Source organism: Bartonella sp. AP40SXNS (genome assembly GCF_042195825.1).
Lineage (GTDB): Bacteria > Pseudomonadota > Alphaproteobacteria > Rhizobiales > Rhizobiaceae > Bartonella.
Window position 1 is genome coordinate 24,373 of the sequence record NZ_JBHIPB010000011.1, and the last position, 14,177, is coordinate 38,549.

The following is a 14,177-nucleotide window of genomic DNA, read 5'->3' on the forward strand; positions in this document are numbered from 1 at the left end:
ATGGGAAAAAGTTCTAAACCAATCCAGAATACCCAAAACACGACGCAAACAAATGAACCCCCTGCATGGGCAAAAGGTATTTTTGAACACGCCGCTCAAGATGCCATGACTTTTTATAATCAAGGCAGCGGAAAAGCCGTCTATGATGGGCAACGTGTAGCAGGTTTAAGTGATCAAACAAAGAATGCGATTAATGGGCTTAGCAATAATACGCATAACTATGATAACAATTATTTAAATGGATTAGCCACATGGCAAAATTCAACAAGCCAAAACTTAAAGAACATGGCTTCAGGGCAACAAATAGGCAATAACCCTTACTTTAATGAAGCACTTCAAAACGCATTAAATAAAGCAACAAGCTCTATTAACAGTTCGCTAGCAGGAGCTGGGCGTTATGGTTCGGGTGCACATACCGGCGTTTTGGCTGATGAATTGGGGGGCATAGCAACACAAGCTTTATCACAGCAATATAACCAAGATGTCAACAACATGATGAATGCCAATAGTCTCATTGACCAAGCAAACCAAAATCAGTTGGCGGGTGCCAATAATTTCTTTCAAGGTCAAGGTCAGGCAAATCTCAATGCGTTGACGGGAGGGAGTGTGCTTGATGCCAATCATCAACGGCAATTGGATGAAGAGCGGCAAAAATGGGAGCAGCAGAACAATCTTGATTGGGACCAGTTAAGTAAGTTGCTTGCAGCTGGTGGGGCTGTTGCTGGAAATTACGGAACGCAAACAGGACAAAGGACGACATTGACTCCACAGCCAAAACCTAATCCATGGGAGATTGTTGGAAATGTTGGAACTATCCTTGGTACTTTTGCTGGGCTTAGTGACATCAGAGCAAAAGAAAACATCAGAGAGGCTGGGCAGAGAAATGGCTATAAACTCTATGAATACAACTACAAGGGGCACCCAGAGCGCTATCGCGGGGTGATGGCACAGGATGTTTTGAAGTCAAAGCCAGAAGCTGTTTTCTTGCATAAGGCGACAGGTTTTTTGCATGTGGATTATAGCAAGCTTGGCTTTGAGATGGAAAGGGTGCAGTGATGTTTTGGCGAGAAGAATTAAATGCATTAGAGCGTGAAAAAGCTTATAGAAAGCGTAAAGCGTTGGAACTTGCTGCTTTTAGCACAAACTCTTTTGATGCGAGCAATGGGGATAATACTCCACAAAAATTGAGTCCTACAGAGCTTATTCGTGGTTCTCAAACAGGGACAGAACAAGCTGGGAAAAAAACGCCAGCAGAATTGATTATGTCTACAGATGATTTAAAGCGCCAAATGCCTCCATTGCCGGATGTTTCAAAGGATACTGTTAAGATACAAGAGGCGCCAGAGCAACAAAAGCATGACTTCTCAGAGCAGGGAGGTGTTGCATCAATGATTCCTCAATCTCCACTTGTTGGGAACATTGATCAGTCTAGTGGGGATGAAGCTGGGCGACAGCAAAAAGATGTGATGGATTATATTGCTCAACTTAATGAGAAATCTATAGCGGCAAACTCTTTGAAAAACGATTCTGGAAATGATGAGGAAAAGCTTTTTGAGGCACCCATAGGAGAAGAAAAACATTTGAATGCACACTTACCAGAAGAGGAACATTTAAAAGCAAGTGCTAAGCCCGAACAGGCAACCGATTATGTAAACGCAGTTGGGAACTTTATTCATAAAGATGCAAATCCAAGCAGCTTATGGGAGCGTTTTAGAAAATCAGAATTTTCCGAGCCTCTCATGGATTTTTTTGCGGGGTTAGCATCAGGAAAAACACCGCAAGAAAGTTTTTCAAATGCGGCACTTGTTATGCGGCAGGGCAATAATGTACGTGCTCAAAATAGACCAATTTTTGAGTTTTTACGCTCTAAGGGATATAGTGATAAAGACGCACAAGCCCTTGTGCAATATCCAGATCTTGCCATGAAAGTTATAGGCAACACATTAAGCCCTCAAGAAGGCTATAGAACATTGACATCAGAAGAAAAGGCAGAGCAGGGATTGCCTGAGGATATGACTTTCCAAGTCTCAACAAGCACAGGTAAAATTATACCTGTCCAAGGAGGACAGCGTTCCACTGCTTCTGGATTAGGAGGAAATACTGATAACATGCTGTCAAAGCCTGAATCAGGTTATATGTATGTTAAGGACGAAAATGCACTTGGTGGCATACGTGCGATGCCAATTGCAGGCAGTGGTTCAGAACATAAATTAATTCAAGAACAGAAGGAGGAGGAGCGTAAAAACCAACAAATGCAAATGCGAATTCTGGAAACAGCAGACAGGTCAAATCGTATACTCTCAGCATCTAAAGAATTGCTAAAAACTATTGAGGAACACCCGCATGTTGTTGGTTTCACGGGTTCTATAGGGTCGTTCCTTCCTAATTCTAAGGCAAAAGATTTTGGGCATATGCTCGATTCATTGAAGGCAAGTATCGGGCTTGATGCCTTGAGAAAAGCAAAAGCATTTTCACCAAATGGCGCATCTGGCTTTGGGAATTTGTCTAATATGGAATTGCAAGCATTGCAAAACTCTGTAGCAGCACTGTATCAAGATCTTTCTGCAGAGCAAATGAAGAAATCTTTAAAAACAGTTATTGACACTTTCAATAAATCCAATGCAGCAACGCGCGCAATTCTTTTTGGTGGTGCAGAAGCAACAAACGAGCTCGTTCGAGCCGCCTATGGGCAAGATGCTTATAAGGGAAATCATGCACAGTCAAATGATCCACTAGAAAAACAGATAGAAGCATTGCCGGAAGGCATGTTGTTCGTTGATAGAGATGGACGCATTAAGGAGAAACAAACCAATGGCTGAAGTAATCCCCCCTCTTATTAATCGTAAAAACACAAGAGTCATTGGGCATATAAGCGACTATACACCAGAACAGCTTCAAGAGCTTTTCGCGAAGAATAAGGAAAGGCTAAGTGGTTCTGTTACAGGAAATAGTGGTGCAACAGAAGAAGATAGTCCACATCCAAGTGCAGCGGGTGCTTTTGGATGGGGTGCTCTTCATGGGTTAACTATGGGGTATGATGATGAAATAGCTGGAGTATTCGCTTCGGGACCTCTGGGACCTATTAATTATTGGATGGGAGATAAAGAGGCAGTCAAAAAGTATAATGAAGTGACAAAGCGATGGCGTGATTATCAAAGAGCGGCGAACCGAGATCATTTTTATGCATCTCTTGCGGGGAATTTAACGGGTGCTGCGGCACCCGTAATTGCTTCTGCCCTCTTTCCACCCGCGGCAGGGGCTACTGCTGCTGCTCGTGCGGCAATTGGGGCTGATGTTGTGCTGGGAGGTAGAGCTGGTGTTGCAGGAGCACAAATAACCAGTAAAGCTTTAGCAGCAGGAGAAAGGGCGGTGCAATCTGCTTTAGCAGAGGGTGCGGAACGGGCAGCGGCAAAAGCTGCAGGTGAAGCAGCAATGAAAGCAGTAGCAAGTAAAGAGGCGGCAAAATTTAGCTTGGGGCGTGCAGCAAAAACTGGAGCCATTTATGGTGGAATAGCAGGCAGTGGTGAGGGGGAAGGGCTTGCAGATACTCTAGTGTCTGCTGGGTTAGGTGCAGGGCTAGGCGTTGCAACACCATTTGTTGCCAGTGGTGTATCAAAAGTGACGCCTTTTGTGACAAAATCACTTAAAGCAGCATTGAGAGGACCTATAAGCCCAGCTGAAATGGCAGCAAAAGCAGCGCTAATGCCAGAAAAAGAAGCATTTCAGGTAAGCGATAGAGCGCTTAGGGATGTAAGCCAGACTTTAGGGGATGAAGGTGTTGATAAGCTTGAAAGGGCATTAAAACAGCGTGGTCCTGATTCAATGATTATTGATCTTCACGATGGGCTTGCTACAAGAGCTTTTAAGGCAGCAAAAAAAGACCATGATACTTATTCGCTCATAAGTAATCGTTTGAATGAAAGACAAGATGCGAGTGCACTGCGGGTAAAGGATGCGTTGACAGATGTGATGGGTCCAAAAGTAGATACGCTTGATTTAAAGCAAGAGATTATCAAACAAGCACAGAAAAAGGCTGAACCATTTTATGAGAGGGCGAAAGCTTCTCCCATTTCTAATGCTGTCAGTAAAGATTTATCGCGGTTGCAAGAAACTCCTGTCTTCCAAAAAGCCTATAAAAAAGCAATTGCGCAAATGCCAAATGAAGCGGATGCAACAGTTATAGGGAGCAATGGATATCCAAAGCTGAATATGCGAATTTTACATAAGATGAAAGAGGTTTTGGATGATCAAATTAAGTCTGCACGTATCAAAGGAAAATGGGGATATGCTCGAGATTTGACTGATTTCAAACAACGCATTCTGGACGTTTTGGATACATCATCTCCAGAATATATTAAGGCACGGAAAATTTATTATGACGAGCGTACTATCGGTAATGCTTTGGAGCAAGGAAAAAAAGCACTGAATAAGAGTGTTGATCTTGATACAATCAACAGACAACTTTCACATTTTGGGTTGATGGAAAAAGAGGCTTTTCAAAAAGGTATCCGGTCGCAACTAGAGGATGCGGCAGGCAATGCACAGAATTTTGACCACAATCTTTTGAGTTTGTTTGACACGCAGAATGGTCAAGAAAAATTACAGCGTATTTTTGGTGAAGATAAAGCTAAGCAACTTATGAAAGTGTTGCGACCAGAAGTGGAAAGAACAAAACTTTTTGCACGATTGCCAAACCATATGGGTGAAGTAGAAGAAAAGGCTATAGAAGACGCTGCGATTGGAGGAAAGATTCATCTAATCAAGACAACCCTGAAAACTTTAGCAAGAGAATGGGGACGCAAACTCTTAGGAGTGCATAGAGAGACTGAGAGAGATATTGCGGCTCTCATAACAGCACGGGAAAAAGAAGATTTTGGGTTAGCAAGGGAAAAAGCTGTTGAATTAATTAAGAAGTTTCATGAAGCAGAAAAGAAACGCTTAATAACAAAAGAAGACCACACAAAATTCTTCAATTTTATTGGCATTCTTTTGAATAGCAGTGCTGATAGAACGGTTATAAACTAATGATCAATTTTCATCCTAATGTGAAGCGTGCTATCTCACAGGCAGCACAAAAATATGGTTTACCAGAAAGCTTTCTTGAACGTGTTGCTATGATAGAAAGTAATGGTAATCCAAATGCAAGAAATAAGAACAGCAGTGCAGGGGGGCTGTATCAATTTCTCGATTCAACAGCAAAACACTATCAACTGAATAATAAGTTTGATCCCTTTCAAGCAACCGATGCTATGGCACGGTTAACGAAGGATAATACGCGTTATTTAGTCACAGCATTAGGCAGAGAGCCATCAGAAGCAGAGCTTTATCTCGCACACCAACAAGGACCAGCAGGGGCAGTAAAGCTTATCAAAAATCCACATATCCCAGCGAGCCAGCTTTTAGGTCGACAGGCAGTCACACTCAACGGTGGCAACATGGAAGCTACAGCAGGGGATTTTATGAATCATATTTATGGGCTTTATAATAAAACGGGAGATGCTTTGAAGAGAACGATACAGCAAAACCAAAGCAATGGACAAGCAGCACCAAACGAGGTGGGTCCTTTGCGTGGGTTTGAGAGGATTCAAAAGACACTTCAAGGTAATCAAGTGGGGCAAGGTGATCAAGGGGGCAACCAATTGATGGCATATGACACGCCATTTCCAAACAGAATGATGGCACCTGAAAGCAGAGACAATTTAACAGGACAGGTTATGGAAACCACACCATTACAAGCACAAGGTATTGATGCAGGTGCTCTTAAAAAGGGCTTTTCCGGCTTGCTTCATTTAATGAGAGAGAATGGAGAACGACAAAAACAGCAGGCACAGATGGTACAGCAACAAATGTTACAGCAACCAGTCATGGCGGGTTTCTCACAATCGACTGGGCGCCCGACAGATTTAACAGCTCTCATTGATCCCTCTAGGCGGCAATCTGTTGGTTCCTATGGGCAGCAAAAAGAGCAACAATTACGGGAAGAATTATTAAGAAGAACGGGGGCTTATCATGTCTGATATTTATGATTGGTCGTTAACAGCTGATAAAAATGCGCATTCAGATAGCATGATTAATTGGGCAGAGGGACAACCACCTAGTTCTGTCAATGATAGTGCGCGGGTCATGATGCAGCGTATACGTGAATATCTTGCCGATAATGGTGGTTCTCTTGATACAAAATTTATGGTGAATGGGGAAGATAAAACAACATCCATAACGTTAACAACGGTTTCACCTCTAGCAAAATATAAAAATGATATCATTCTACGCTTTAAAGCGCGTGGTACAAATGTGGGACCCGCGACAATAAATGTGAATAATATAGGAGCAAAGTCACTCTATAAAGCAACCAATACGGGGATAGTGCCATTGACAGGTGGGGAGCTTCAAACGGGGGGTATTTATGAAATAGTCTATAATGATGGTGTATCAACAAAAGATCTTGATGGCTGGTATCTTTTAAATCCTACCCCTATTCCACCACCAAAGGTAGAAACCTTCCCTTGCGGGTTTATTGCAACCTTTGCTATGCAAGAAGTACCAAATGGTTGGCTTTTATGTGATGGTGCTACTTATGAACGCAAAGATTATCCGCAATTATTCAAGGCGATAGGGGATAAATGGGGAAAAGATAGCGATACAACCTTTAAAGTTCCAGACTTTAGAGGAATGTTTTTGCGCGGCTTTGACAATGGTCGCGGTTTAGACAGAAGTAGAAAATTTGCCGATATACAGAAAGATTGTCTTAAATCGCATACGCATGTTGCTACCATTGAAGAAGCAGGGCAACATACCCACGAGTTTCAGTATAATGGAGTGGGATGGAGTGCCAATGATATTGGTAGAAGAAATCCCTCTTATCACTATGCCGTTCTTGGAGGAACAACACAACCTGCTGGAGTGCACACGCACAAGGTAACGATTTCTTCAACAGGCGAAGCAGAAACACGCCCTGTTAATGTACCGGTTGTTTATGCCATAAAATCGTGAGGTTTTCCAATGATCAATAATCCGTCTGCTATTGATGATATTGCGGACGCGGAGCAAATTCGTGTCCTTTTTTATGCAAGCAATAGAATGGTTCATGCCCCCTTAAATAAGGTGCTTGATCTTGTCAAAAGCGACATACAGCATGATCTTTTAAGCGCTTTGGCAGAATATAAAGAAGCGACAGATCAACGCATAGAGATCATGCAAAAACTTATTGATGAATTGCAGTCCTCTCTCTCACACAACAAGACAACGAACTGATTAAGGAATGAAACGCGATGCCATTACCCTATCACACACATATATTTAAGCTTGAACCAGCAACAAAAGAAGAAGTCAAAGAAGGTGTTTTAGATAGTAAGGCTCTTGCACCTGTTTCAGTGGGGAGTGCAGCAGCTTATGAGGTAGAATATTTTGCAACCGCTGCTCAAGGAAAAAAGGCTGATGATGCTATTGCAAAGAGAGATATTGGAGCTCTTGCTTACAAAGATAAGGTTACAATCAACGATATTGAAGCAAGTGGTGAAGCGCATGAGAATGCGATTTTATCAGGCGCTGGCTGGGTAAAAATATCGCCTTTAGGGATTGGCGATATGAAGGCTGCTACATATGATCCCGATAATGTGGGGGCAAATGCATTTTCTATGGAAAATATGCACGAGGGTCCTACCAAAAAGATCTTAACCACAGAGGAAAGATCAAAGCTACGATGGTTGAGTGCTACGCAGCCAACAATGGAAAAATGGCGTATGGGGGATGAAGGTGTTTATTATCCTATCTCTCCAATAGATCTCAAAAATACCATTAGTTATTTTATAGGCTCAAAGTCTATTGGTATGTCAAAATCAGTCTATGATCCAGATAAAATAGAAAAAGATGCATTTGATATGGAGAATATGAAGGAGGGGAAAAAGCATCTTATCTTAACCCTTCCAGAACGTGCACAGATTGCAAAAATTGATAAAGTTGAAGATGTTGCACAACAAGGGATTCATGTTGCAAGTGAAGCAAAAAATGTTGTGGATGTTGCATTAAATACAGCGAAAGATGCAAAAAAAACGGCTGAGACAGCACAAAAAACAGGCGAGAGGGCACAAGCTGAGGCAAATATTGCACAAACAGAAGCCGATAAAGCGCAAGATATAGCGCGCGGTGTACAGGAAAAAATTGATCTCATTCAATCTCTTGAAAAACAAGACTGGATAGATGGCACAAAAACAATAAATGCGCTTATCTCACCAGCCAATCTGATGGCTTCAATCAAAGCCAATAGTAGCAATAGCAATGGCGGTGGCAACAACGGTGGTGGGGTTAGCAAACCTGTTGAAATTCTGATGACAGAAAGCGGAGATATTCGATTGCCTGATGGTATTACTGATGAGACCGATATCGAAGTATGGGCTTGGGGTGGTGGTGGCGGCGGCGTTAAGGATGGTGGTGGTGGTGGCGGTCAATGCGTGCATGTTAAAATAAAAGGTTCTGATTTAGATAAATTAAAAACGGCTTACATTGGTCGTGGTGGTAAAGGTAATGACAGTAATGTTTTGTGCAATGGTGGTAGAACAATGATCAAAGGACTTGTTACTGCAGAAGGAGGATATTCTGTCTCCATGGCTCTCGTTAACTTTGGAGGGAAAGGTGGGGATGGAGGAGGAAACAGAGCGGGCATCAGTGGTGAGAGCTTTATTTTTTCTGGTGGGAATGGTGGAGGAAGTGGAAGTGACGGAAAAAGAGCTGGTACCGGTGGAAGTTCTTTTCTTGGCGGAGGAGGTGGTGGTGGCGGTAAATGTAAGGGTTCTATCATGGGGCAGGGTGGTGAGAGTTACAAAGGTGGTAGAGGTGGTCGTGGCGGCAATGGAGCTGGCGGCGGCGGCGGGGGATATTTCGATGGGAAATCCGGAGGCGACAAAATTGGCGGCGACGGTGGTGACGGAGCAGTACTCATAAAAGTATATTTATAAGGTGAATTGAACAATGGTACGGAAAATAAGTAAAGACTGTTTATACTGTTTAAAAAAGTGGGAAGGTTTGCGCTTGCAGGCTTATCAAGATGCTTCTGGCATATGGACGATTGGTTATGGTCATACGAAAAAAGCCGGTCAACCAACAGTTGTTGAAGGTATGGTGATTACAGAAAAAAAAGCTGAAAACATGCTTTTAGCAGATTTGCGGCAATATGAGAGGGCGGTAGAAAAAGCAGTTTGTGTGAATTTAAGCGACGAGCAGTTCGGCGCTCTTGTTTCCTTTTGTTATAATGTGGGTATTGCAGCTTTCCAAAACTCTACATTGCTTAAAAAGCTTAATCGGGGGGATTATGAAGCGGTACCAACCGAATTGCAGAAATGGACCAAAGCGGGAGGCAAACGTTTACAAGGTCTCGTACACCGGCGTGTAGCTGAGGCAGGGCTATGGGCGAAAGGGGCTTATGTTTCTTCTAATTATCAAACAGTAGAAACGAAACAACCAACAGGGTTTCTCAAAGCAGAAGCATTGGCACCGATTATTGGTTCTTTCTCAGGTCTTGGTGGGTTTTTAGCGGGCAATGGACCAATCCAATGGGCTTTAGCCGCCATTATGGTTTTAGCCGCATGTACTGGCATTTTCTTTGTTGCTAAACGCTTTCAGGAGCACCGCCTATGATCTTATGGATGAAAAGAAACTTGATGGTAACAGGTGCGGCTTTAGCCGCTTTTTTTATAGTTTTAGCCAAAGCTTTCACTCTTGGAAAAAAGGCTGAACAGCAAAAGCAAACAGAAAAAACCTTAAAAGCAGCAACAACCCGTCTTGAGGTAGAAAATGAAATTAACAAAAAAAGTGATACTGATGTGCGTGCTGCTCTCTCTCGTTGGTTGCACGACAAATAAATATATCTCTTCTTGTGTTGGTTGGTTACCTATTTATTTAAGCCAGCAAGATGTCGACACCATCAGTTCGAGCTTAGCAAGAGAGATCTTAAAACATAATAAGCAAGGAGAACGCTTGTGTGGGTGGCAACATGGTAAGAAAAAAAGCTGAAAAACATACAGAGCTTACAGAATCGGAAAAAGAAATGCTTCAAGAAATGATCATCACCTATCAAAGCGTGAAAATGATGTCTCGTTTGATGAAGTGGATAGCATTTTTTCTTTTTTTGCTTATCCTTGATTTTGCACGCCTCATGGATGCGTTAGATAATGTCATTGCACATTTAAAGCAGTGGTTTTCAAAGAATTAGTCTCACTAAATTTATCCTTAAAATATGAAAAAATGATTAGGCTTGCAAAAGCTTGAGGGAATGAACTTCGCTTATGAAAAAGGAAAGTTTTACACAAACGCTGTTTGCGTGGATGGGTGGTAAACACTATCTGCGTAAGAAAATTATACCGATTTTAAATAATATTGACCATGAAACCTATGTTGAACCATTTTTAGGCTCTGGTGTTATTTTCCTAAATAAAAGACCAGCAAAATATTCCGTGATTAATGATTTGAATGGAGAGATCACGAATCTGTTTCAATGCGTTCAAAACCATTTTGATGATTTAGCCAAACGATTGGAGTGGTTTGTTTGTTCAAGACAGTTGTTTTTTGACCTTGCTGCGATTGACCCAGACAGCCTTTCCAAAGTTGAAAGAGCCGCACGGTTTTTATTTCTCCAACGTTGTGTCCTTTATGGGAAAAAAGATTACGTTTCTTTTAGCTTTGGAAGAAAAAGAACGGCAGAGTTTAATCCCGAAAAGCTGTTATCAAGGATGAGACGTGTTAGACAGAAGCTTCTTGATACGACGATCTTAAATTTATCGTGGGAACGGGTTATCGAGCTATTTGATGCACCCGACAGTTTATTTTACCTAGACCCTCCTTATCTTGTAAAGAAGAAGTGCTATAGCTCTGGGAATTTTGTTGAAGATGATTTTGTAAGTATGGCAAAAGTTCTCAAAAGTATTCAAGGCAAATTTGTCTTGAGTCTGAATGATTGTGATGCGGTTCGAGAGATCTTTAAGGATTTTGACTTTTTAGAAGTTGAGACCCTTTGGACCTCTGGTTTTGCTAAAAAACCACCCCGAAAAGAACTCTTGATTCGTAATAATTGAAGAAAATCATAAAAAGATTTGTTAGAATCAGAAGAAAATATTTCTTCTCTAATAGGACTTTTTATATGGTTACATCTTTTGGTAAAATTTTACGGAAACTTCGCATTGATCACTCCGAACGCCTCTTAGATATGGCTAAGAAATTAGATATATCTGTAGCATTTTTATCATCTGTAGAAATTGGCAAAAGATCTGTTCCTGTAGGATTGGAGGAAAAGATAATTGAACTCTATGCTTTAGATCAAGAGGTAGCAGAAATTTTGAGAAGAGAGTCGGATTCTTGTCGCAAGAGCTTCATTATAAAGCCTTCTGATATTTTCAGATGTGAAACTGTTGGTATGTTTTCTAGACTGATAAACATTATTTCACAAGAAGATTTAGAACTATTAAAAAAATTATTAGAGAAAGCTGGCAAAAAGAATGCGCTTTGTAAAGGAAAGTGTGAAAATCCTATTCCCGAACCTTTATTTATTTATCCCGAACCTTTAAAAAAGTCATATAAAATCAAAAAGTTATAGCACTATAAAAGTGCTGTGGCGGAGGGGGTGGGATTCGAACCCACGGTACAGTCTCCTGCACGCCGGTTTTCAAGACCGGTGCCTTAAACCGCTCGGCCACCCCTCCAAACTAGATATGCTTTTTGACAAATTTCTTGCAAAAGGTCAATCATTTTAATACGCATTTTAAAGCGTTCTTTGTAAAACTATTTAAGTTTCAATTAAAATAATTCTTCATAAGTTAATTCTTTTAGTGTGTTATCTAAGAGTTTCATTTTTAAATATGATAGTTTTTTCTGAAAAAATGAAAGGTAATTATGATATTTATCATTTCTTTTTCCTGTTTGAAAATTTTTCACAAAGCAATATTTTTTAAGTTCTAATGGTCGTTTTCGTAATAATAAGAAAAGTTCAGTTGAAAATGTTTGATAAATTATATTAAATTTCGGTCGTGTATTTTTAAATTATTTTACCTTTACAGATATTTATTCTATTTAGATCGGTCATATCTGCGAAAAGAAAATGTTATTGCTTTGACAGTTTATGAGAGATAAATTTGTAAGAATGGGATATATATTCAAGGAAAATTTTTATTGAGTTTAAATAAGTACAATTCAATAAGAAAGCTCTTTAAAAGATTTTTATTTTTTAAATAAAAATATTCAGATATTTAATGCGTCTAAAGGGTATCTTGGAGGAAAGGGCTGATTTACACTATTTGAATAAAATGTTGTGTAAGATTTGCATCGACAGTTTGAAACTTTTTCCAGATATGACTGAAAATTAGGTATATTTATAATGCTTTTTTCTTTAGGATAAGCAAAAAGGTAATTTGAATGGAAGAAAAGATTATTGAACGCTTAGATCAATAAATAGTTTGTTAAAGTATTGCATAGTTTTTCAAGAATAGAACTTAAAAACGCTAAATTATGCAGAGGAAAAAAGCATAAACTTTAACAGAAAAGGTTTTAAAAGCCGTTTCATTCACAAATATGTGTAAAATAAAATATTTATGTCTAATATAAGAGAATAGGTTGTTCCTGATTCTATTGAGTTTTATAGGCCTCTTTTCCTCATCTTTTTGAAGCTTTTTTATGGCTTCAAGAGCAAGTTTTTACGGTCTGCGCTCTTTGTGTAAAGAGATGCCATAGTGTCGTCTGTCTAGCCAAAAACTGCTTTGAGTTGCGAGACTGTTGCACCGAAATTAGCAGCGCGTGTTGCTGCTAATTTTCTTAAACCATGCGCGCTGATTTTTTAATGCCTACAGTATTACAAGTCTATCTAAATGTATCGCCAAAGCTTTCTTTCGAAAGTTTTTGATTAACTTGACCACAAATGAATGTTTCTTCTCCAATAGGACCAATTTAAAGGGTTTGGGCTATTTCAGACAAAATTGGCAGAAAAACATCTGTTTGGAATTTACTTTTTTCTGTTTTGACTGGAAATCCGTCTTCGTTTTTGAGAGGAGGTCTTTTGATTCTTAAAGCTGGATTATTTTCAAAAAGACCCTGTTCAATGGCCCATTTAAAAAGTCCGTTTAGACCTTTCAGAAAGTCTATAGCCATTCCAAGTGTTTATTTGCGATGTTCAACACCGGCTATAATATGTTTCTTTTCGATTGCTTGGTATGAAATGAGACCTATAGAATCACACACCTTCATCAGGATGAGTTCTTTTTATGACTTTAGAGAAGCTATGCCAATTGATACTGTTAAAATACTGTTTAAGTAGCCATGCAAATAACCTTTCAATAAGTTTACCGGTTTTGGATTTTGGAAGTATAAGCCCTTGTAATTTAGCAAGCGCACTTTGGTAGTTGTCAACAAACTCTTGCGTTCCATAGGTTCCACGTACTCTAATGCGTTGACCACGACCAATACGCACATACCATATAATTTTACCATGGCGTGAATCACGCTGGTGTTAAAAGGTTAGTTTTTTGGTGTTAGAAAGGAATGTCGTCTTTTGTTGAAGGGACGCCGTTCTGGGCGGTCATAGTTTTGTTACAAGCTTCTGAATTATCATAAATTTTTTCGTTTTCAAAAATCTATGCATTAATCTGTGCATTATAAGCAACTTGTGCGTTATCAAAAACCTTAGCGCTATCGTAAATATTGGTAAAGGAATACGCCTTGGCATCATTATAAATCCAACAATCGTTTTCATGATTTAAACTGTCTTCATCCTCTATAAAGCTGTCAAGATTACCTGCCTTTTTATCTCTAAAGTCTCTCAATTCATGGATACGGTAAAGCGTAATGTATCCATCAAACTCTATTGTTTCATCAGTTTTTCTCCCCATGATTTATTTCCTTGATTTGGCACAATCCACCCGTAGCCTGAATCATGCATTACTTAAAAGTTGTTAGGAATGAGTAGGGGTGTGCTGGATGACATATGGGCACTCCCATTTTTTAAAAATATGCAAATTTATTTTTTAGATGTGCTTAATTTCATAATTCCAATTAGGCAATTGAGTGGGAGCTAATGCTAGTTGTCCTCTATGACACATGCATACATTGGCTTCAAAACAGGTGATTGCAACGCGCTTTTTGTTTAAAAAAATTTGATATAATTTGTTTATTGCACAAGAATTATTCTTGAGAGTTGTATTTTG

The 14,177-nt window shown here is 40.0% G+C and carries 13 protein-coding genes, 1 tRNA gene and 2 pseudogenes; 13 read left to right on the forward strand and 3 right to left on the reverse strand.

All coding sequences use genetic code 11. The features are described 5' to 3' along the window. The 13 genes and pseudogenes from ACFILZ_RS07695 to ACFILZ_RS07755 form a co-directional block, all read left to right on the forward strand. A complete protein-coding gene (locus ACFILZ_RS07695) occupies positions 1-1,056 on the forward strand; it encodes a tail fiber domain-containing protein (RefSeq protein WP_375610777.1) in 1,056 nt (351 codons plus the stop codon). Beyond that, positions 1,056-2,819, forward strand: coding sequence for a hypothetical protein (locus tag ACFILZ_RS07700; protein ID WP_375610795.1), 1,764 nt, complete (start codon positions 1,056-1,058; stop codon positions 2,817-2,819). The genes ACFILZ_RS07695 and ACFILZ_RS07700 overlap by 1 nt, the downstream gene beginning before the upstream one ends. After that, a complete protein-coding gene (locus ACFILZ_RS07705; RefSeq protein WP_375610778.1) occupies positions 2,812-5,025 on the forward strand; it encodes a hypothetical protein in 2,214 nt (737 codons plus the stop codon). The genes ACFILZ_RS07700 and ACFILZ_RS07705 overlap by 8 nt, the downstream gene beginning before the upstream one ends. Beyond that, positions 5,025-6,017 carry a transglycosylase SLT domain-containing protein gene (locus ACFILZ_RS07710; RefSeq protein WP_375610779.1) on the forward strand — a complete coding sequence of 331 codons (993 nt, stop codon included), beginning with the start codon at positions 5,025-5,027 and terminating at the stop codon, positions 6,015-6,017. Before ACFILZ_RS07705 ends, ACFILZ_RS07710 begins: the two co-directional genes overlap by 1 nt. After that, a complete protein-coding gene (locus tag ACFILZ_RS07715) occupies positions 6,010-6,990 on the forward strand; it encodes a tail fiber protein (RefSeq protein ID WP_375610780.1) in 981 nt (326 codons plus the stop codon). Before ACFILZ_RS07710 ends, ACFILZ_RS07715 begins: the two co-directional genes overlap by 8 nt. Before the next feature lie 9 nt (positions 6,991-6,999). Further along, on the forward strand, positions 7,000-7,251 hold the full coding sequence (locus ACFILZ_RS07720) for a hypothetical protein (protein ID WP_375610781.1): 252 nt from the start codon (positions 7,000-7,002) through the stop codon (positions 7,249-7,251). A gap of 17 nt (positions 7,252-7,268) precedes the next feature. Then, positions 7,269-8,951 carry a hypothetical protein gene (locus tag ACFILZ_RS07725; protein WP_375610782.1) on the forward strand — a complete coding sequence of 561 codons (1,683 nt, stop codon included), beginning with the start codon at positions 7,269-7,271 and terminating at the stop codon, positions 8,949-8,951. Positions 8,952-8,964: 13 nt separating this feature from the next. After that, positions 8,965-9,630, forward strand: coding sequence for a lysozyme (locus ACFILZ_RS07730; RefSeq protein ID WP_375610783.1), 666 nt, complete (start codon positions 8,965-8,967; stop codon positions 9,628-9,630). After that, complete coding sequence (locus ACFILZ_RS07735; RefSeq protein ID WP_375607326.1) at positions 9,627-9,854, forward strand: hypothetical protein; 228 nt, start codon at positions 9,627-9,629, stop codon at positions 9,852-9,854. The genes ACFILZ_RS07730 and ACFILZ_RS07735 overlap by 4 nt, the downstream gene beginning before the upstream one ends. Next, positions 9,787-10,005, forward strand: a complete 219-nt coding sequence (locus ACFILZ_RS07740; RefSeq protein WP_375607327.1) for a hypothetical protein — start codon at positions 9,787-9,789, stop codon at positions 10,003-10,005. Before ACFILZ_RS07735 ends, ACFILZ_RS07740 begins: the two co-directional genes overlap by 68 nt. Then, the gene (locus tag ACFILZ_RS07745; RefSeq protein ID WP_375607328.1) at positions 9,986-10,204 is read left to right on the forward strand and encodes a hypothetical protein; all 219 of its coding nucleotides are present in this window, start codon (positions 9,986-9,988) and stop codon (positions 10,202-10,204) included. Before ACFILZ_RS07740 ends, ACFILZ_RS07745 begins: the two co-directional genes overlap by 20 nt. Before the next feature lie 73 nt (positions 10,205-10,277). Beyond that, positions 10,278-11,063, forward strand: a complete 786-nt coding sequence (locus tag ACFILZ_RS07750; protein ID WP_375610784.1) for a DNA adenine methylase — start codon at positions 10,278-10,280, stop codon at positions 11,061-11,063. A 65-nt stretch (positions 11,064-11,128) separates the two neighbouring features. Further along, positions 11,129-11,482, forward strand: a pseudogene (locus ACFILZ_RS07755) (helix-turn-helix domain-containing protein); the annotation flags it as partial. Positions 11,483-11,597: 115 nt separating this feature from the next. Here the strand turns inward: ACFILZ_RS07755 and ACFILZ_RS07760 are convergent. From ACFILZ_RS07760 to ACFILZ_RS07770, 3 genes and pseudogenes are all read right to left on the reverse strand, one after another. Further along, positions 11,598-11,687 (reverse strand) — tRNA-Ser (locus ACFILZ_RS07760). 945 nt (positions 11,688-12,632) lie between these two features. Continuing rightward, positions 12,633-13,456, reverse strand: a pseudogene (locus ACFILZ_RS07765) (tyrosine-type recombinase/integrase); the annotation flags it as partial. 151 nt (positions 13,457-13,607) lie between these two features. Beyond that, positions 13,608-13,862 carry a hypothetical protein gene (locus ACFILZ_RS07770; protein WP_375610785.1) on the reverse strand — a complete coding sequence of 85 codons (255 nt, stop codon included), beginning with the start codon at positions 13,860-13,862 and terminating at the stop codon, positions 13,608-13,610. Positions 13,863-14,177 lie beyond the last annotated feature (315 nt).

Excerpts from the sequence above, each read along its gene's own strand:
- ACFILZ_RS07695 (WP_375610777.1), top strand. The coding sequence starts at position 1 with ATGGGAAAAAGTTCTAAACCAATCCAGAATACCCAAAACACGACGCAA.
- ACFILZ_RS07700 (WP_375610795.1), top strand. The coding sequence starts at position 1,056 with ATGTTTTGGCGAGAAGAATTAAATGCATTAGAGCGTGAAAAAGCTTAT.
- ACFILZ_RS07705 (WP_375610778.1), top strand. The coding sequence starts at position 2,812 with ATGGCTGAAGTAATCCCCCCTCTTATTAATCGTAAAAACACAAGAGTC.
- ACFILZ_RS07710 (WP_375610779.1), top strand. The coding sequence starts at position 5,025 with ATGATCAATTTTCATCCTAATGTGAAGCGTGCTATCTCACAGGCAGCA.
- ACFILZ_RS07715 (WP_375610780.1), top strand. The coding sequence starts at position 6,010 with ATGTCTGATATTTATGATTGGTCGTTAACAGCTGATAAAAATGCGCAT.
- ACFILZ_RS07720 (WP_375610781.1), top strand. The coding sequence starts at position 7,000 with ATGATCAATAATCCGTCTGCTATTGATGATATTGCGGACGCGGAGCAA.
- ACFILZ_RS07725 (WP_375610782.1), top strand. The coding sequence starts at position 7,269 with ATGCCATTACCCTATCACACACATATATTTAAGCTTGAACCAGCAACA.
- ACFILZ_RS07730 (WP_375610783.1), top strand. The coding sequence starts at position 8,965 with ATGGTACGGAAAATAAGTAAAGACTGTTTATACTGTTTAAAAAAGTGG.
- ACFILZ_RS07735 (WP_375607326.1), top strand. The coding sequence starts at position 9,627 with ATGATCTTATGGATGAAAAGAAACTTGATGGTAACAGGTGCGGCTTTA.
- ACFILZ_RS07740 (WP_375607327.1), top strand. The coding sequence starts at position 9,787 with ATGAAATTAACAAAAAAAGTGATACTGATGTGCGTGCTGCTCTCTCTC.
- ACFILZ_RS07745 (WP_375607328.1), top strand. The coding sequence starts at position 9,986 with ATGGTAAGAAAAAAAGCTGAAAAACATACAGAGCTTACAGAATCGGAA.
- ACFILZ_RS07750 (WP_375610784.1), top strand. The coding sequence starts at position 10,278 with ATGAAAAAGGAAAGTTTTACACAAACGCTGTTTGCGTGGATGGGTGGT.
- ACFILZ_RS07770 (WP_375610785.1), bottom strand. The coding sequence starts at position 13,862 with ATGGGGAGAAAAACTGATGAAACAATAGAGTTTGATGGATACATTACG.